Source organism: uncultured Candidatus Kuenenia sp. (assembly GCF_900696675.1).
Lineage (GTDB): Bacteria > Planctomycetota > Brocadiia > Brocadiales > Brocadiaceae > Kuenenia > Kuenenia stuttgartiensis_A.
Genome location: NZ_CAADGZ010000026.1, coordinates 1 through 18,928, shown reverse-complemented (window position 1 = coordinate 18,928; position 18,928 = coordinate 1). Strand labels below are relative to the sequence as shown.

Here is an 18,928-nt window from a genome sequence, read left to right as displayed (position 1 = left end):
ATCTTCAACGAAATCAAACAGGCAGCCACTCCTTACTCGAATTTGCCTCTACCAACGCCTTATCAAAGAACGAAAAACTCGCCAATGACTATTTTAAAATTAAATCCAACCGACTTAAAAAGAAATTGATCGTTTAATTTTTAACAAAGTAATGCTATTTATTCATCCAACAAAATACCCTTGTGGATATTTTGTTACGTTAAATTCCTGAACCTAATTTAATATTTATAATTGACTGAATGGCGGTAATCAATGCTGAAGGAAATATTCCGTACCAGATTAACAATACGGTCAGAATTGTTAATGCAATTCCGCCGCTCAATGGAAAAGAAATTTTTATCTTTAAAGACTTATCATATGATTCAACAACTTGTCTGTACATAGCGGTAATTATTCTTAAGTAATAGTATAATCCTACAGCACTGCTGACAACAAGCACGATCACCAAAAACCAGAGCGATGACTTAATTCCCGCCGCCAGTACATAATATTTACTAATAAAACCAATCGTGAGTGGAATTCCCGCTAAAGAAAAAAGCATCACAGTAAAAACTGCAGCAATTACAGGATGCGACCAGAACAATCCTTCATATTCCTTAATGTCTTCTGCTTCATGATCTTTAACAGACAGTACCGTAACAACTCCGAATGCACCCAGGGTAGTAATAAAGTACGCAACCAAATAAAATGTAACAGCCTGAATTCCTAAACTTCCGGTGGCTAAAAACGCAACAAGCACGTAACCAAGATGTGCGATAGATGAATACGCCAAAATTCGTTTTATATTATTTTGCCGGATTGCCAAAAGGTTGCCTATCAACATAGATGCAGCAGCTATTATTGTGAATGTTAAGATCAGAGAAGGATATTGATGTACGTTTATCTCAACGAAAAGACGCAACATCAATGCAAACATACCACCCTTAGAAACAGTTGCAATAAATGCCGTAACAGGTGCGGGTGCACCCTGGTAAACATCCGGCGTCCAGAGATGAAATGGTACTAATGCCAATTTGAAACCGACGCCGATTATGATCATTGAAAAACCGGTGACCGCTAATATCAAATTGGTATCGGGTGAAGAAATTCTACTTGTAAATTGATTGAAAGCCATTGTTCCTAATCCGCTGTAAACAAGCGCCATTCCGAATAGCAAAAATGCTGCAGATGTTGCAGCAAGCACCAGATATTTTATGCCTCCTTCCAATCCATTTTCATTAGTGCGGAAATATGAGATCAGTACATAAAGAGAAACACTTAAAATTTCCAATCCTAAAAAAAATGAAATAAAATCTATGCTTGCGACAAGCAATGAGGAACCCAATGTAGCAATGAAAAGCAAAATATAAAATTCTTCCTTATCACCTTCATATTGTTCAAAGTAACCGAATGATAAAAGAGTAACAAGAAAACTTGCCGACAGGATAAGTCCGATGTAAAAAAAAGAAAATTTATCAAAAATAAATAGTGGTACTATTGTAACCGGAGCCAAATTTGAAACTAAAATTACCGAAATTAAAGCTAATGCGAATGCGACTAAGCTGAATATATTCACAAACAAATGGCTTCGCTTAACTGAAGCAACAAGCATTATTATTATAGGTGCGGCTGCAACTATAATTAAGGGTAATATTGATTGAAACTCAATCGGGGTCACGTTTAGTCTCCATTATGCAGATTCGATTTTTGGCATGAGTCGATAATCCAGAATTCAGGTTATTCATAATAGATTTGTTATAAGCATTTCCATTTTGAAGTTGATCCTTTTTATTCATATCTAAAACTTCAGTGTTTGATGTTTGAGATTTGAAATTCTGAATGATGTTTTCTATCGAATACTTAGTAGTAGTTAAAAAAGTCTGAGGATAAATGCCAAGCCATGCAATAACAATAATCATTGCACCCATCATAATCATTTCACGAATACCAAAATCACTTATCTTCCATTCCTTTTCTCTCTTGCCATAAAAAACTTTTTGCATAATTCTCAAAGCATATATTGTTGAAGCGATCAGTCCAAATGCAGCAAAGATTGTCAAACCAGCATTCGCCTGGTAAGATCCGGCAAGAATTAAAAACTCAGCTATAAAATTTCCCAGCCCCGGTAAACCAAGTGAAGCTAATGAAAACAAAAGACCAACGCCTGCCATCCTGGGAACTAACTGCCAAAGACCTCCCATCTTGTTTATATCTCTTATATGTAAACGTTCCTGCATTGTGCCGGCAAGTACGAATAATGCGCCGGTGGTGATTCCGTGTGCTAATATTTGCATAACTACACCTTGAAACGCGAGCACATTAAACGCAAAAGCACCGATGAGTATAAACCCCATATGACTTACACTTGTGTATGCCACTAATCGTTTAAAATCAGTTTGTGCAAAAGCAAGTTTAGCCCCGTATAAAATTCCGATAGCTCCGAAGAACATTGCATAGGGAGAAATTGCAGCAGCAGATGACGGGAATAACGGAATAACAAATCTTAACAATCCGTATGCACCGGTTTTTAACAGTAAACCTGCAAGTATAACACTTCCGGCTGTCGGAGCCTCCGTGTGAGCATCAGGCAACCATGCGTGAAACGGAACGGCAGGGAGCTTAACTAAAAATGCGATTAAGAACCCACACATTAAAATGAAAGAGACGGTCGGGCTCAAGATCGTTCCAAGCAATTGCATATAATCAAAAGTATAAATGCCCGTAGCTTTTCCATGTATAAAATAAAGGACAAGAATGGCAAGGAACATCAACAAACCACTTGCCTGCGTAAAGAGAAAGAATTTAAAAGCAGCATAAATTCTATTTTCATGCCCCCATATTCCGATAAGGAAGTACATTGGGATTAGCATTACTTCCCAGAAAAAATAAAATAAGAATAAGTCCAGCGCAAGAAATACTCCGGATATTCCAGCCAGAATCCAAAGTATATTGAAGTGAAAGAAACCAATTCGTTCTGTAATTTCTTTCCATGAAGTAATGACTGAGATAATTCCGAGAAAAATAGTAAGTGCAACAAGGATTAAGCTTAAACCATCAAGTGCTAAGTGAAAATTAATCCCAAACTGCGGAATCCACTCCGTATTTAATTCTATCAACCAGACAGGCGCACGTGAGATTGAAATATTGGCAGAGTATGAAATCCATATAGATATAATAATTATAAAATCGATTATTAGCGTAATAAGAGAAATCCATCTGCAGGCATAACTACTCCATTTGCCAACAAGCCAGGCAAGCAGCCCGCCAATCATCAAAATAATTATTAGCCATGCTAAGATCATATTGCCACCACAATCGTGAAAATTATCACGGCACCGATAACGATTGCCATCGCATACCTGCGTAATTGACCATTCTGAGATACTACAAGAATCTTATTCAAAACTATGCTAAGCCATGCTATAAAAGAATAAACTTTATCAATAAAATCATTTTTATCAATCCTTGCAAAGAAGATTGCGGGAGATACGAAAATGCGATCGTACAGCCAATCAAATCCCCAGCCGTTAAATAAAAATTGAGAGATGGCAGTCTCCTTAAAACGTTCAGTGGCTTTAGAGTTTTTCAGATAAAATTGGTAAGCAAGAAAAACCCCGGCAATAGCTAACAAGGCTGTTAATATCTGGAACAATAATTCCATTCCATCGCCTTCCATTTTAAGCGTAACCACTGGAAGTACAGATTTTAACAATGAAGAAAAAGGTGCAAACCCTCCCAAAGTTTCCGGCATTTCAATAAATCCGCCTAAAATAGAAAGTACCGCTAAAACGATCAACGTAATTTTTATTCTGTTTCCCGGCTTATGGCTTACATGAGTTTTTTGTTCGCCGAAGAAAGTAACGAATACCATTCTGAAAGTATAAATGGAAGTAATAAATGCACCGATTATAGCAATAAGCCACAGCCAGGGACTTCCCTTATCGCTTGACCATGTGTACCAGATGATTGCATCCTTACTGTAAAAACCTGCTGTAATTAATGGTAAAGCTGCCAGGGAAGCGGATGCAATTAAGAATGTCCAATAAGTTACCGGAAGTTTCTTGCGCAATCCTCCCATTTTAAACATGTTATGCTCATGATGGAGTGCATTGATGACGACACCGGCAGCAAGGAATAGAAGAGATTTGAAAAACGCATGAATCATAAAATGAAAAATCCCTGCAGCCCAGGCGCCTATACCGAGAGCAAGAAACATATATCCAATTTGACTTATGGTTGAATAAGCCAGGACTCTTTTTATATCAGTTTGAGTTAATGCGCTGAATCCCGCAATGGAAAGAGTTAAAGCCCCGATTATTGCAACTGCGCTTTGAGCAACAGGAGCTAATTCAAAAAGTGTGTGAGTTCGCGCTATCAAATAAACACCGGCAGTCACCATTGTAGCGGCATGAATGAGTGCGGATACCGGCGAAGGTCCCGCCATTGCATCGGGCAGCCAGGTTTGTAATGGAAGCTGAGCCGATTTACCGAGAGCACCGCCAAGGAGCAGAAATGCTATTAACACCGCAAGCGATGATCCGACAGTCCAATTAGCAGATGCTAATTGAAGAATGTCTTGAATATTCAAAGTATTAAAATGTTTAACGAGCAGAAACAGCCCGATTGCCATTGCAGTATCACCGATGCGGGTAACAATAAAAGCTTTATTAGCAGCGTAAACATTTTCAGGTTCTTTGTACCAGAAGCCGATAAGCAGATAACTGCAGAGACCAACACCTTCCCATCCGAGATAAAGTAACAGAAGATTATCCGCTAACACTAATGTTACCATCGAGCCAATAAACAAGTTCATATACGCGAAAAATCTTGAATAGCCTTCATCATCTTTCATGAACTCAGCGGAATAAAGATGAATAAGAAACCCAACAAATGTAATAGCGAAGATAAAAATTAGCGATAGCCCATCAAGATGAAATGCAATACCGGGATTAAAACCGGAAGTACTCATCCAGATCCATAAGGTTTGATCGAAACGGTTATTAGGAGGCGGTGATGAAATAAAATTAATACCAATTAGGATTGATAAAATCGCAGGCAGCGCAACCGAGCCAACACCAATCCATGCAACAGAAGATCTGTTTATTCTTCCGCCGAATATTGCGAGCAGAAGAAACCCTAAAAATGGTATTGCCGGAATTAACCAAAGAAGATTAAGCATATCATCCTTTTAAATTATTCAATGCATCGGTATCAAGCGTTTTAAACCGGCGATGTATTCGCAGAATCAGAGCAAGCCCGACTGATACTTCTGCGGCTGCCATTGTAAGAATAAAAACAAACATTACCTGCCCTTCCGGTTGCATCCAACGCGCACCGGCAGTTATAAATGCAAGTCCTGTAGCGTTAAGCATTATCTCGATCGACATAAGCACAAAAATTATATTCCTTCTTACCAGGACGCCTATCAATCCAAGTAAAAAAAGTACAAAGGCAAGAATTAAGCTTGATTCAAACGGTATAGCTGTCATTCAGATTTTCCTTTAACTCGCAGATCAGGTTCAGTTTCTGCGAGATATCTATGTAAGATTTTCTTTTTCTCTTTTCCCAAATGATAAGCCCCAACAATGCCGGCAAGCAGTAGCATTGCTGCGAGCTCTACTCCAAGTAAGTAAGTGCCAAACAACGAAATCCCGACCTGCTTTGGACTGATTATAACGGAGTTATATTCTTGTCCGTTTATTTTAATTAAGACAATGATAAATTCGATAATCAGAATTAAAGTTAGTATTACAGGTACTATCCACATCTTAGGATTAAGTAATTGATTTTCCATCCTTGCAGCTTCACTTCCGAGGTTCAGCATCATTATCACAAATATGAAAAGCACCATAATTGCACCTGCATATATTATCACTTCGAGCGCAGCCATGAACGGTGCACCAAGAATAAAAAAGATAATTGAAACGGAAAGAAGCGAGACGATAAGATAAAGCAATGCATGTACTGCATTCTTACGCGTAATAACCATCAGCGTTGAAACAACTGCAACAATTGAAGCTATGTAAAAAGTTATGATCATAAGTTCAAATTCCAAATGATTTCATCAAGGCAGCAAGCCTTTAACATCGATAGGCGGTGATTCACTTTCCGATTCACCTTTATCTTTTCCTTTAATTGAAACGCCTGCGACCTTGTAATAATTGTAGCCGTGGTATTTTCCCTCTCCGCTGATTAATAAGTCTTCTTTTTCGTAAACAAGATTCTGCCTGTTGTATTCGCACATTTCAAAATCAGGTACAAGTTGTATTGCGTAAGTAGGACAGGCATCTTCGCAAAAGCCGCAAAAAATGCAGCGTGAAAAATTTATTCTAAAAAATTCCGGGTAACGTCTCCCGTATTCATCTTCGGTCGCTTGCAGCGAAATGCAGTCGACCGGGCAGACAGCCGCACATAAATAACAACCGACGCATCTTTCACCACCATCAGGATCGCGCGAAAGAATGATTCTGCCTCTCCATCGTGCAGGGAGTGGAGCCTTTTCTTCTGGATACTGGTAAGTAACACGCTTTCTGAACATGTGAAGAAAAGCCAACCAGATTGTTTTTAAGTTGCTTAGCATTTATTCCTCATAAATACAAAATTCAATCCTTTTTTTCATCTTGATAGAACGATTGCGCCGGTGACAAGTAAATTTAAGAGCGAAAGCGGCAAAAGTAATTTCCATCCGTAAGACATTAACTGGTCGTACCGTGGTCTTGGAAGCGACGCTCTGAGCAAAATAAATAATGAAATGAAAACAAATGTTTTAATAAAAAACCAGATAACAGGCGGAAGAAATGAGGGACCAAGCCATCCGCCAAAAAACAATGTTACCATAATAGCAGAAATTAATGTAATACCTAAATATTCTCCGAGAAAGAACATCCCGAATTTCATACCGGAATATTCAGAGTGAAAGCCTGCAATCAGTTCGTTTTCTGCTTCGGGAATGTCGAATGGTAATCGGTGTGTTTCAGCTAACCCGGCAATCATAAAAATTATAAAACCGACAAACTGTGGAACAACGAACCAAATATTTTTTTGTGCAATTACAATGTCATTCATGTTAAAAGAACCTGCAAGCATTACAACTCCCATTAAAGAAAGACCCATGAAAACTTCATAAGAGAGCATTTGTGCCGCAGCGCGAAACGAACCGATCAATGCATATTTATTATTGGATGACCATCCGCCTAAAACAACACTATAAGCGCCCAATGAAGACATTGCCAAAAAAAATAGCAGTCCGATATTTAGATCAGAAACGAATATTCCCGGTGCGAAAGGAACAACTGCAAAACTCATAAGAACGGTTATAATAACTATTGCCGGTGCAATTACAAAAACAGCTTTGTCCGCAAACGGCGGAATCCAATCTTCCTTAAAAAATATTTTTATCATGTCGGCAATTACCTGGAGCAAACCGAATGGTCCAACCCGGTTTGGCCCGTAACGATCCTGCCAGAGTGCGAGCAAGCGGCGTTCAAGCCAAATCAATCCGGTAGCAATTGTCATCACAACAATCAGCACACCGAATACTATTAATATGTAAATTAAAGTTTGGTTCATTTTTTTACAATGATCTCGTATAAACCAGGATTTAATGTATCAATGACGGCTTACAGGTTAACGCCTTGTGTGCGTTTGGTGACTTCCCTGATGTTGTTCCTTCGGCAGGCTCAGGACAGGCTCTTGAGTTTGTTCAGTGACTTCGTGCTTATTCCCTTGTATGTGCCATTGAAATTATATCCGAGAAATCTGAAGCCCCTTTTGAAGCTTGTGAGTTTGGTTTTATACTCGTCCGGCTTCATTGCCAGTTTTACTCCAATGATTCCTTTAACACAGGAAAGACGTCAGACGCACGAATTCTTTTGCCACCTTCTTACTCCGGGATTCTTTTCGTAGGGAACCGATTATTACAGTTATCTCCTTTTGCATAATTACTACTCTTTACTATTTGTTGACCTACCATGATTTTGCAATATTTGTACCGGATAAACCTAATACTCCAAATGTATATAGTTCAGTAAATTCAATCTAAATCTTTTTTTTCGTTCTCTTAATTCTGTATTTAATTATTACCACCTGAAATTTTACACCAAACCGGCAGATCAAAATATTGCATGCCGTAAAGACTAACCGGAATTCCTAACATACCTTTTGGCAATCCAAGCTTTATTTTTACCGGCAAGCGAAGCCGATAATTATTTATATATAAATTGATTTCATCATCTTTTTTGATTTTTAATTTTTCAGCATTATCAAGGTTTATCGCTACATAAGGTCTTGGCGCAAGTTCTGCAATAGATGGTGAGATACTGCTTAATTCTTCCGAGCCGAAAATATGATAAACCGGAACGACAAAGAATTCACCGTCCTTAATCTTAAATGGTTCGGCTATAGCGTTGAAAAATTCGGCGTTAGTATTTTGTTTTGGCTCGATTAATCTTTTCCCCGGCTCGCCGCCGTGCAATTCACCACCGACTTCTATCTGATATTTATTTATTGCCTGAACCGAGTTCCATCCGGGCGACCAGTAAAATGGTATCAAGGAAGAAGGCGGCTCACCTTTGTATCCTTCCATTGTATAGGACAATGGTGAATCGGGATCTTCAGGCGGCTTGGGCTCACTCACATTTATATTTGCATGCATAGCCGTTCTGCCGCTGTAGCGTTGAGTTTCGCGTGGAATTTTTTGTCCTGCAATTCTAAAATCAGGTGGTGGAGTAATCTTTTGAATCCCTTCGAACTTTGGAAACGATTCAACAAGTTCAATGAGAAAGTCGTTAAAGTTTTTCAATTCGGATTTGCTGCTGGACTTTGCCAATTCAATTCCATCTAACCATCGCCAGCCTTCAAGCAAATTTGGATTTGAAGAATGATAAGCTTGATAATATCGCTGCGCTCTTCCTTCATTATTCACAAACGTTCCATCAGACTCCGCAAAAGTTCCTACCGGAATTATTGTCCCTGCTTTTGAGGTTGTACTATTCTCCAAACTATCAAGAACAACAATATTTTTACACTTATTAAAAAAAGCATCCACCGAGTTTTTATCTGCTCTCCGGTAAAGATCATTTTCCAAAATTATTACTGTTTCCGCATTACCTTTTTCAACAGCGTCAAATGCATCATTAAGACTCTTTCCGCCAAGCATTGCAGTGCCTAAGCTATTCGCTTCCGGAACTACAAAAGAAAGTTCTGCGGCTTTTCCGGAATTGCACAAAGCCCAAGCAACATTAGCCGCAGCATGAAGTATGTTTTCATTAAAACAGCTAATGCCGGAAATAATCAGCGGTCTCTTTGCTTCTTTTAAAGCAAGAGAAATTTCTGTAACAAGTGAATGAATTTGTTTTGAAGGATTATTTATTTTGGGAGCCATGTTATCCAGAAGCGAAGCAACTTCAAATCCAAGCATTGCAATTTCATCAGGAAAACAGCGGATAGTTTTTGTAGCAACGTCATCAAGTTTTGTTTCGTATAATGAAGCGATGAATAACGGACCCTTTTCATTTTGTGAAACGCTCCTAACGACTGCATCCTGCCATTCTGGAATATTTGTGCCTTTAATTTTTTCGAATGACTTTTGCCTTATTGATTGCCGCACTGCCAGAGCAAGCATTGGTGCAGTATTGGTGAGGTCTTCCCCAAGAATAAGAACGGCATCAGCTTTCTCAACTTCCTTAAGTGATGGAGTTCTAGCCGCACCATTCTGTAAAATATCAAGAATAGTGTTTGTTAATTTTAATTCTTTTCCGGAAATCCCCTGAAAGAAATTATTATATCCCACAAATTTTTTTAATGCGAAATTCGATTCGAGTGATGCCCGCGGTGAGCCGATGCCGATCACTTTATCTTTGCCGGAAAAAAGTTTTGCAACGTGCGATTGCATATCCGCTTTATCAACTTTTTCTAAATTTCCGTTTTCCTTTCTTAACGAAGGATCTTTTATCCTTTTAGTGTCGTTTACAAATTCGTAGCCGTATCTTCCCCGGTCACAAATAAAATAGCCGTTTACTTGTCCATTATATCGGGATCTTATTCTGCGAATCATACCGTATCTTTCTCCAGTAATCGTGTTGCAGCCCAGACTGCAGTTAGTGCAGATTGAAGGCGCTGTAGAATAATCCCATTTTCTTGTAAAATGTTTTTTTAAAGACTTGTCGGTAAATACTCCGGTAGGGCAGACTTCAACCAGGTTGCCGCTAAACTCATTTTCTAAAACTCCATCTTCATGCCTGCCGAAGTAAACATGGCTATGTGAAGCCATATTATCAAAGTCTCTTCCACCCGCATAATCTCTGTAAAACCGAACGCAGCGGTAGCATTGAATACAGCGGTTCATCTCGTGGTTAATGAATGGGCCAAGGTGTTGATTCCGGTAAGTTCGTTTTTTGAAAACAAATCGTCTGTAATTATGTCCGGTAATTACCGTCATATCTTGCAGATGACATTCGCCGCCTTCGTCGCAGACCGGACAGTCGTGAGGATGGTTTGTCATCATCCATTCGTTAACACCAGCGCGAAATGCTTTTGCTTCTTCTTCAAATACACCTACACGCATTCCTTCTTTCACGGGTTCCATGCAAGCCATTACGATCTTGCCCTTGGTATCACTTTCATCGCGGTAGGTTTTTACGCCACACTGGCGACAAGCTCCAACAGAGCCCATAGCAGGATGCCAGCAAAAATATGGGAGATCCAATCCAAGCGACAGACAGGACTCAAGAAGACTCTTCTTAGGATCAACCTCGTATTCTTTATTATCAATAATAATTTTTACCAATTTTTACCTCCACGGGCATTTTTTTTCATTTATGTGTCTCACGTAATCTTCACGAAAATATTTTATAGAACTTTGAAGCGGCTCTACAGCACCAGGTGCCAGCGCACAGAAAGTTCTTCCGGGACCCAGATTCACAGCATGAAAAGAAAGTATATCAAGGTCTTCTAATTTACCTTTGCCTTCTTCAATAGAAAGAAGAATTTTTTCAACCCAGGGAAGACCATCGCGGCAAGGCGTACACCAGCCGCAGGATTCCTGAGCAAAGAAATGTTCAAGATTGTGAACCATTCCAACAGGACAAGTTTTATCATCAAGAATTATTAATGTTCCTGTTCCAAGTCTGCTGCCGGCTTTTTCAACTGAAGAGTAATCCATATTAACATCAAGATGCTCCTCAGTAAGAAAATCCGTTGATGCACCACCAGGAAGGATTCCCTTTAATCTAAATCCTTCTTTCATTCCTCCGGCATGTTCAAAAATTATCTCGCGCATTGAAGTGCCCAGCGGAAGTTCCCATGTACCAGGATTTTTTACTCGCCCGCTGACTCCATAAATCTTCGTTCCGCCGACACCGTTAAGGCTTAAGTTTTTGAACCATTCCGAACCATTATTAACAATGTGTGAAACGCAACAAAGAGTTTCTACATTATTTACGATTGTAGGTTTACCGAACAACCCGCTTACTGCCGAATACGGAGGCTTTGAACGCGGTATTGCGCGCTTGCCTTCCAGTGCTTCCAAATGTGCAGTTTCCTCGCCGCGGATATACCTGCCGATACTTGTATGAAGATATAATTCTAAAGCATAACCAGAACCCAAAATATTTTGCCCTATATAACCAGCTTGTTCAGCTTCTGCAAGAGCTTTAAATATTAATTCCGCTGCTTCCTTGTAAGCCCATCGTAGAACAACATAACTTTTGTTCGCCTGGATTGCGTATGCGGCAATGATCATACCTTCAATCAATTGATGAGGGTTTCCTTCAAGAAGCAAGCGATCTTTAAATGCTCCTGGTTCCATTTCATCGGCATTGCAAATAAGATACTTATCTTTTGGCGCATCGTCTCCTAACGGGACGAAACTCCATTTCATTCCGGTTGGAAAGCCTGCCCCGCCTCGTCCTCGTAAGTTGGAATCCTTAATTATTTTTTGAACGTCTTGAGGCTGCATTTCTTTCAATACTTTGCGTAATGCCTGGTAGCCGCCAGCTTGTTCATATTCTTTTAAATTCATCGGCGGCTTATTTGCCTTAATATGTTGAGTTAAAGGAGTTTCCATCTGCATCAACTATATTTTTCTAAAATCGGATCAAGTAAATCCGTCGTTAAATCTCTGTAAAGATCATTATCAATCATAAGTGCTGGTGCATGATCGCAAGTGCCGAGGCATGATATTGGAAGTAGTGTAAATTTGCCATCGCTTGTTGTTTCGCCAAACTTAATACCAAGTTTTTTATTCAGGTAATCTAAAATTTGATTGTAGCCGAGTATCCAGCAGCTTACACTGTCGCAAACTAAAATAACATGTTTACCTACTTTTCTCCTGAAAATAAGGTTATAAAAAGTGGCAACACTGTCAACTTCATCCGGAGTAATTTCTAAAAATTCTGCGATGTCTTTTACACCATCATCCGAAACCCATCCGCGGTGTTTCTGAACAATTTTTAACGCCTCTATAGTGGCAGCCTTTTTATAAGGTACGATCTTTAATTCTTCTTCAAGGTCTTTTTGTTCTTCAACCGATAACATAAATTATCCGAAAGTTTATCTGTCAATATCTGCTAAAACAAAATCAATGCTTCCTAAAATTGAAAGCAAGTCAGGAACCGTGTAACTGCGGCTTATAAAAGGAACCATCTGCATGTGCGGGAACGACGGCGTGCGAACTCTCGTTCTATAAGATGATGTATTTCCATCACTGATCAGATAGTAGCCGTTGTTTCCTTTGGTTGCTTCGATTCCAAAAAATGCTTCACCGGCAGGAATAACCGGTCCCCACGTTACTCCAAGAAAGTGAGTAATTAAAGTTTCAATGTCATGCATTGTCTTTTCTTTACGCGGCGGCGTTGCCAGAGGATGATCTGATTTATATGGCCCGGACGGCATGTTCTTTACGCATTGCTCTATTATTCTAATGCTCTGCCGCATCTCCTCAATTCTAACTATTGCGCGGTCATAGCAATCTCCATTCTGCGCAGTTGGAATATCAAACTCAAATTGATCGTAACCGGAATAAGGTCGCTTCTTCCTGAAGTCCCATTCAAATCCGGTTGCTCTTAAGCCGGGCCCTGTTACACCCCATTCAATTGCTTCTTCAGTATTATAGATACCGATACCGATGGTTCTCCCTTTGAATATCCGGTTCTGCATAACCATCGTGTCATATTCTTTTAATCTTTTCGGAAAATAGTTGATGAAATCCTTTACTAATCTGTCCCAGCCGTTTGGAAGGTCGTCAGTAACGCCGCCTATCCGAAACCAGTTCGGGTGCATCCTGTCGCCGCAGATCGCTTCGATAATTTCAAATACTTTTTCGCGGTCACTGAACATATAAAACACAGGCGAAAGTTGACCGATATCCTGGGCAAATGTTCCATACCAAACAAGATGACTTGAGAGCCGGAACAATTCGCAAAGCATTATTCTAATTACCTGCGCTCTCTCCGGGATTTTTATTCCTGCAAGTTTTTCTACTGCTAAAAGATAAGCGAGGTTATTCATTACACCGGCAAGATAATCAATCCGGTCTGTGTATGGAATGTATGTATGCCATGACTGCCTTTCACCCATCTTCTCTGCACCGCGATGATGAAACCCAATATCGGGAACAACATTTAAAATCTCTTCGCCGTCAAGCTGAAGAACTAATCTCAACACACCATGCGTACCTGGATGCTGGGGTCCTATATTTAAAAACATGAAATCAGAATCTTCACTTTCTCTTTTCATCCCCCATTCTTCGGGATTAAAATGAAGCGCCTGATTTTCTCTTTCTTCTTTTTCTTTCGGCAATTGAAACGGTCCCATTTCCGTAGCACGGGCAGGATGTTCTTTCCGTAGCGGATGTCCTTCCCAGGTTAAGGGCATTAAGATTCTTTTTAAATGCGGGTGACCATCGAATTTTATTCCGAACATATCGTACACTTCCCGTTCGTACCAGTCTGCATTAGACCATACTTTTGTAATTGTCGGGAGTGATGGATACTCACCTTTAAGCGGAACTTTAATTCTTATATCATCATTTCTTTCGAAAGAAAGAAGATGATAGACAACCGTGAAATCACCTTTGGGTATTTCCACTCTTTTTGCACGGGTTCTTTCGTCTATCGCAGTCAGATCGTACAGCATACGGTATGGCTTTGAAACTTCCGTTTTCAGAAAACTAATCACATCAATCAACTTGTCTTTCGAAACCCAGATGGTTGGAAATTCGTCACTGGTTTTTTGTTCGGTAATTTCAGATCCACCAAACCTGGTTTTTAGTTTCTCAACGATAGCGGAATCAGTCATAAATCATTTATAAAAAAAATAAATTATTCTTTAATTAAATTTCCGAAGGCGGTTTAATTTTTGTCATTTTCATTCGGTTTTCGTGCTTTAATTCTTTCATTGAAACAGGATCCATCCTGGTAATCCCTTGCGGACCGGTAAACCAGCTTAAAGGACGTTTTTCCTTTCCAACTGAATCGCGCAGCATCAAAAGACCTTCCATAAAAGCATCGGGGCGCGGCGGGCAGCCGGGCACGTAAACATCTACTGGCATAAATTTATCCACGCCTTGTACTACACTGTAAATATCATACATGCCGCCTGAATTTGAACAAGAGCCCATAGAAATTATCCATCGCGGTTCCATCATCTGTTCATAAAGTCTTTTAATAATTGGCGCCATTTTAATGAATATGGTGCCGGCAGTGATCATTACATCTGCTTCCCTCGGCGTTCCCCGAATAACTTCAGCGCCAAATCTTGCAATATCATATTTGCTTGTTAGGCTTGTCGCCATTTCAACATAACAACAGGACAGCCCGAAGTTAAAAGGCCATAATGAGTTTTTTCTTCCCCAGGCAATCAAATTCTGCAGATTACAGAGCACAACAGTTTTCTGAACAGCTTCCTCAAATGAACTTGTGCCGCTGACCGTTTTAGTTTGATCGGATGATTTAGTTAACCACCATTTCATAAATGCTTAACCTTTTAATTTTTCAAATGCTGATAATATTTTTTTACCCTGCGGGCCGAAATCAAGTGCGCCGAGTCGCCACACATAAATAAGTACGGCAATAATAATTCCAATAAATATTAATACACCAATGTAGCCGTTCCACCCAACATCGCGAAAAGCAACTGCCCATGCAAAGATAAAAATGGCTTCAAGATCAAAAATTACGAAAAACATTGCGGCGATATAGAAATGTGCAGAAAACCTGATACGGGCGCTGCCGGTGGGCGTAATACCTGATTCGAAAGGAACGTCGGTAGAAGGCTCTTTGTGACGCTCACCAAGAAAATAAGATATAATCAGTATTCCAATTACTAAAGAAACTACTGCTACAGTATATAATAGTAAAGGCCAGAGAGTGATTGGTTCAATAAAATTAGACAATTATTTACTCCCAAAAACAGATTAAGAAATTCTAATGATAATATTTTTTATAGCCCTTATATGGTAAAGTTTATAATGAAACAAAATAAAAATTTTCTCGCATCAATTTACGAAAGAATATACTCACTATCCTGGCTCGAAAATAAGACTACAAAAAATAGTTTAAGTACAGATATTACAACACGATATGGCTATAAAACCATTTTCATCGTTTCTGGGTGTTGCAAATGCAACATGATGACTGTTTTTATAATTTTAATATTCATAAAGGGAATTATTATTTATAAAAATCTTTTTTGATGCTATACATTAGCTATTAAATCGAAGTATTCGTCATCTTCATTTTTGCCGCCGTAGCCTTTACCAATTGTTTTATACGTTTCTACAAATTCAATTCGTTCAATCCATTTTACCATTTTATAACCTAACTGATTTTCTACACGTAGCCTTAAAGGAGCCCCATGTACTTCAGAGAGCAACTCATAATTCATTTCCCACGCCAGTATCGATGCGGGTTTCAGACAATTATCCAGAGTGATTGTATCGTAGTACATGCCGCCATACAACCCTTCTCCAAAAGAATAAAACACAACCGTGGTTACAGAGGGATGTGGTTTAACCAGGTCCACCAGTACCTTTATAGGTAAGCCTCCCCATTCCGCTACGCCCGTCCATCCCTGTACGCAGTGGTGCATAGTAATATTCTGTTCTTTGCCCAGGTTCTTTATATCATCAAGCGACAATTCAACGGGGTTTTCTACTAATCCGCCTACTTTGAGTTTGTAGTCTTTGAATTTATTCTCTGCCAACTTTTTCCACTTTTCGGAAATTGGAAGATTGCCATTGGGCCAAAAGAATGGAGATATATCTTTCTTTTTTAAATATGCTCTGGGTTTCAATTTATTGATTGTGAACTGCCACAAATTGCCATTAATAAATGCATCTGTTCTTTGAACCCATCGCGGCCGTTTCCAGGACACCCAATGAGCATAAACAAAAAAAGCAATTGTAAAAAGAATTATTGCTGAACCTATATAAAGCCCTGTATAATCTGAGGGATTATCTGTTCCAAGCGTTATATGGTTCATGTTTCTAACGAAGCCTGTAATCACCACCATAGTAACGTGTACTATAATAAAAGCCACATATGCCAGCATCACTAAAAAGTGTACAGACCTTGCTCCTTGCCTGTTGCCAAATAATTTTGGCAGCCAGTAAAATCTATTATCAATAGCAGGTGACATGCACACACCACTAAGCATAGCAAGAGGTCCTAAAATAAATATTACACCAAAATATGAAATCTGCTGTAATGCATTGTAATGATAAAAACCGTCAGGTTCTATTGGCAGATTGAATGTAGCATAATGCACAAAAACTGCCCACGCATCTGGAATAATTTGCCAGGAAGAAGGTGTTATTCTTTGCCATTGATCGCCAGCAAATAATAGCGTAATAAATATTATTCCATTCAATACAAAAAAAAGTACATGGATAAAATGCCAGCCGCGGGCAATACCTACTGTGTGGCGATACCCTGGTAAGCCGATAATCGGACTTATATAACGGGCATCATCTTTTGCGGTCCATAATTTGTCTTTTGGCACAATTAAAGGAGTAAATTTCAACCACTCAGAACCAGGTGTGCAGCCTTTATTCCAATACAGCCGGGGATGGTCCATTAATATTGAAAGTCCACTTTTTATCAGTATCATCAAAAAGAAAAAGTTTACCCAATGGCAAAGAATCAGCCACAAGGGAAAACCTTTCACTTTAACTTCAGTTATAGAAAGCAGTGCTAATGACGGATCCTTTGGTAATCCATATACTAAAAATTGTATCCACGCTGCTCCCATTATTCCTAAGAATACAATGCCAATAATCAGAAAGGCATAAGGATTCAGTCCAATAAATAATTTCCTGTCTTGCGGATAATGAACTGATTTTTCTATTTGGTTAAAATGAGTGAACATAACACCTCCTGATAAATCTTATAATTTATACGATCAGTATTGGTCAGGTTTCTTTTAAAGTGAAGCCCTTTAAACAAGAATTCACTAAAATTCTGCTATCTGGTTACAATGCATAATTACTACACACAGAATAATTAAAATATTAATAATTGATAATGACTTAAGTCACTTGAGAGTACCGAGTTCTCCATGTTGTGAATCTATTTAATCATATCTACAATTCTTATTTTTTACAGTACAATTTTAAACTTATTTCGGTTTATCACGTTTCGCTAAATGGGCCTTCAATCGTGAATGTTCAATAGAAAGATCTATCCATAATTCAATCAATTTTTTAAACTCTTTATATGTTTTTACCAGTTGCCTTGTCTCATCTACAAACGAAGGCCTGACGTATTCCGTCCTGCTTTTCATTTTATGTGTAAAACTGAGTTGATAGTATGCCCCCTTTTTCCCCGCAGGGTCCTTATACTGTTTACTCAGACTACCCGGTCTCATTTCATTAATTGACTGAAGTTTCTTTTTGATTTTTTTAATCTTCTCTTCAATTTGTTGTAGCTTTTTTATTGACATATATGTAGCATACACAGGCTACATCAATATGTCAACAATAATTTGAAGGGGAGGAAGATTTATGAAGCTTTGGATTCTGTGGTGGAGCACGGTCTGGCAACTACGCCCAGCCTGCTCTCGCCTGAGAAACTTTTTATGGTTTGCTACAGTTTTAGCCGGAATTACCGTTCGGCCTGATTTGCTCGGGGTGTCTAGTATTATACGAGGACTCGGCCTTAAGGGGTATTGTTATGACCGCCTTTTGGATTTTTTTCATAGCAACGCACTAAATGTTGAGAAACTAACCAAACTATGGACAAAGCTTATTATAAAAACACATCCGCAGGTAAAGCGTTTTCGCGGGAAATTGCTTTTATGTGGGGATGGCCTTAAGGTGCCAAAAGAAGGCAAAAAGATGCCTGGTGTAAAGTCATTGCATCAGGAATCTGACTCGAATAACAAGGCAGAGTACATTATGGGCCATTCCTGTCAGGTTGTTTCTCTTTTAGCTGAAGCCGGGAAAAGTTGTTTTGCTATTCCACTGGTGAGCAGAATTCATGAAGGCGTTGTCTTTTCAAACAGAGACCAAAGAACCTTACTCGACAAAATGGTTTTGTTGATTAATTCTCTGGAGCTGAAAGAATTGTTCTACTTTATTGCAGACGCCTATTACGCATCCCATGCTATTATTAATGGCGTAGTTGCCCGGGGCAGCCACTTGATTAGCAGGGTAAGGAGTAATGCCGTTGCATACTTTCCCGTGGAACCGACTCCTGAAAAGAAAGGACGTGGACGACCCAAAAAATATGGTACGAAAGTAAAATTAAAAACATTGTTGAATGATCGCGCATCAATGAAGGAGGTGGAAAGTCCGGTTTATGGAGAGCAAGGCATAAAAATAAATTAGGCTCGTCCGCAGAATCTGTGGGTAATAAGTAAGGATTAGTAAGAGAAAAGGTGCATTGCCATCCCAAAGGGAGTAAGATGTTTTTTATCAAGAAAGCATCTTAACCCAAAAGGAGAGGCAATGCAG

Annotated in this window: 15 protein-coding genes and 1 pseudogene; 1 reads left to right on the top strand and 15 read right to left on the bottom strand. The window is 39.2% G+C overall.

The annotated features are described in order from the left end of the window. Positions 1-199: 199 nt before the first annotated feature. The 15 genes from QZT26_RS06155 to QZT26_RS06085 form a co-directional block, all read right to left on the bottom strand. Entirely contained in the window at positions 200-1,657 is a 1,458-nt protein-coding gene (locus QZT26_RS06155) for an NADH-quinone oxidoreductase subunit N (protein ID WP_295101230.1), read from the bottom strand. Further along, entirely contained in the window at positions 1,644-3,281 is a 1,638-nt protein-coding gene (gene nuoM, locus QZT26_RS06150) for an NADH-quinone oxidoreductase subunit M (protein ID WP_099326844.1), read from the bottom strand. Before nuoM ends, QZT26_RS06155 begins: the two co-directional genes overlap by 14 nt. Beyond that, complete coding sequence (gene nuoL / locus QZT26_RS06145; RefSeq protein WP_099326845.1) at positions 3,278-5,158, bottom strand: NADH-quinone oxidoreductase subunit L; 1,881 nt, start codon at positions 5,156-5,158, stop codon at positions 3,278-3,280. The genes nuoM and nuoL overlap by 4 nt, the downstream gene beginning before the upstream one ends. A 1-nt stretch (position 5,159) precedes the next feature. After that, positions 5,160-5,468, bottom strand: coding sequence for an NADH-quinone oxidoreductase subunit NuoK (gene nuoK / locus QZT26_RS06140; RefSeq protein ID WP_099326846.1), 309 nt, complete (start codon positions 5,466-5,468; stop codon positions 5,160-5,162). Continuing rightward, complete coding sequence (nuoJ, locus tag QZT26_RS06135; RefSeq protein WP_197705283.1) at positions 5,465-6,034, bottom strand: NADH-quinone oxidoreductase subunit J; 570 nt, start codon at positions 6,032-6,034, stop codon at positions 5,465-5,467. The genes nuoK and nuoJ overlap by 4 nt, the downstream gene beginning before the upstream one ends. 9 nt (positions 6,035-6,043) lie before the next feature. Continuing rightward, positions 6,044-6,559, bottom strand: a complete 516-nt coding sequence (gene nuoI, locus QZT26_RS06130) for an NADH-quinone oxidoreductase subunit NuoI (protein ID WP_099326847.1) — start codon at positions 6,557-6,559, stop codon at positions 6,044-6,046. 35 nt (positions 6,560-6,594) lie between these two features. Beyond that, positions 6,595-7,548, bottom strand: coding sequence for an NADH-quinone oxidoreductase subunit NuoH (nuoH, locus tag QZT26_RS06125; RefSeq protein WP_295101226.1), 954 nt, complete (start codon positions 7,546-7,548; stop codon positions 6,595-6,597). Positions 7,549-8,050: 502 nt separating this feature from the next. Beyond that, positions 8,051-10,765, bottom strand: a complete 2,715-nt coding sequence (gene nuoG / locus QZT26_RS06120) for an NADH-quinone oxidoreductase subunit NuoG (RefSeq protein ID WP_295101225.1) — start codon at positions 10,763-10,765, stop codon at positions 8,051-8,053. A gap of 3 nt (positions 10,766-10,768) precedes the next feature. Next, positions 10,769-12,043, bottom strand: a complete 1,275-nt coding sequence (nuoF, locus tag QZT26_RS06115) for an NADH-quinone oxidoreductase subunit NuoF (RefSeq protein WP_295101224.1) — start codon at positions 12,041-12,043, stop codon at positions 10,769-10,771. Between the two features lie 5 nt (positions 12,044-12,048). Next, on the bottom strand, positions 12,049-12,513 hold the full coding sequence (gene nuoE / locus QZT26_RS06110) for an NADH-quinone oxidoreductase subunit NuoE (RefSeq protein WP_099326850.1): 465 nt from the start codon (positions 12,511-12,513) through the stop codon (positions 12,049-12,051). Positions 12,514-12,528: 15 nt separating this feature from the next. Beyond that, on the bottom strand, positions 12,529-14,274 hold the full coding sequence (gene nuoC, locus QZT26_RS06105) for an NADH-quinone oxidoreductase subunit C/D (RefSeq protein WP_099326851.1): 1,746 nt from the start codon (positions 14,272-14,274) through the stop codon (positions 12,529-12,531). 34 nt (positions 14,275-14,308) lie between these two features. Next, complete coding sequence (gene nuoB / locus QZT26_RS06100) at positions 14,309-14,947, bottom strand: NADH-quinone oxidoreductase subunit NuoB (RefSeq protein ID WP_099326852.1); 639 nt, start codon at positions 14,945-14,947, stop codon at positions 14,309-14,311. A gap of 6 nt (positions 14,948-14,953) precedes the next feature. Next, entirely contained in the window at positions 14,954-15,370 is a 417-nt protein-coding gene (gene ndhC, locus QZT26_RS06095) for an NADH-quinone oxidoreductase subunit A (RefSeq protein WP_099326853.1), read from the bottom strand. Between the two features lie 302 nt (positions 15,371-15,672). Continuing rightward, a complete protein-coding gene (locus QZT26_RS06090; protein WP_295101221.1) occupies positions 15,673-17,343 on the bottom strand; it encodes a molybdopterin-dependent oxidoreductase in 1,671 nt (556 codons plus the stop codon). Between the two features lie 249 nt (positions 17,344-17,592). Continuing rightward, the gene (locus QZT26_RS06085) at positions 17,593-17,916 is read right to left on the bottom strand and encodes a DUF6788 family protein (RefSeq protein ID WP_099326856.1); all 324 of its coding nucleotides are present in this window, start codon (positions 17,914-17,916) and stop codon (positions 17,593-17,595) included. A 61-nt stretch (positions 17,917-17,977) separates the two neighbouring features. On the opposite strand from QZT26_RS06085, the pseudogene QZT26_RS06080 reads away from it, so the two are divergent. Further along, positions 17,978-18,799, top strand: a pseudogene (locus QZT26_RS06080) (IS4-like element ISCku4 family transposase); the annotation flags it as partial. Positions 18,800-18,928 lie beyond the last annotated feature (129 nt).

Excerpts from the sequence above, each read along its gene's own strand:
- QZT26_RS06090 (WP_295101221.1), bottom strand. The coding sequence starts at position 17,343 with ATGTTCACTCATTTTAACCAAATAGAAAAATCAGTTCATTATCCGCAA.
- nuoF (WP_295101224.1), bottom strand. The coding sequence starts at position 12,043 with ATGGAAACTCCTTTAACTCAACATATTAAGGCAAATAAGCCGCCGATG.
- nuoK (WP_099326846.1), bottom strand. The coding sequence starts at position 5,468 with ATGACAGCTATACCGTTTGAATCAAGCTTAATTCTTGCCTTTGTACTT.
- nuoC (WP_099326851.1), bottom strand. The coding sequence starts at position 14,274 with ATGACTGATTCCGCTATCGTTGAGAAACTAAAAACCAGGTTTGGTGGA.
- QZT26_RS06085 (WP_099326856.1), bottom strand. The coding sequence starts at position 17,916 with ATGTCAATAAAAAAGCTACAACAAATTGAAGAGAAGATTAAAAAAATC.
- nuoL (WP_099326845.1), bottom strand. The coding sequence starts at position 5,158 with ATGCTTAATCTTCTTTGGTTAATTCCGGCAATACCATTTTTAGGGTTT.
- nuoE (WP_099326850.1), bottom strand. The coding sequence starts at position 12,513 with ATGTTATCGGTTGAAGAACAAAAAGACCTTGAAGAAGAATTAAAGATC.
- nuoM (WP_099326844.1), bottom strand. The coding sequence starts at position 3,281 with ATGATCTTAGCATGGCTAATAATTATTTTGATGATTGGCGGGCTGCTT.
- nuoB (WP_099326852.1), bottom strand. The coding sequence starts at position 14,947 with ATGAAATGGTGGTTAACTAAATCATCCGATCAAACTAAAACGGTCAGC.
- nuoH (WP_295101226.1), bottom strand. The coding sequence starts at position 7,548 with ATGAACCAAACTTTAATTTACATATTAATAGTATTCGGTGTGCTGATT.
- nuoI (WP_099326847.1), bottom strand. The coding sequence starts at position 6,559 with ATGCTAAGCAACTTAAAAACAATCTGGTTGGCTTTTCTTCACATGTTC.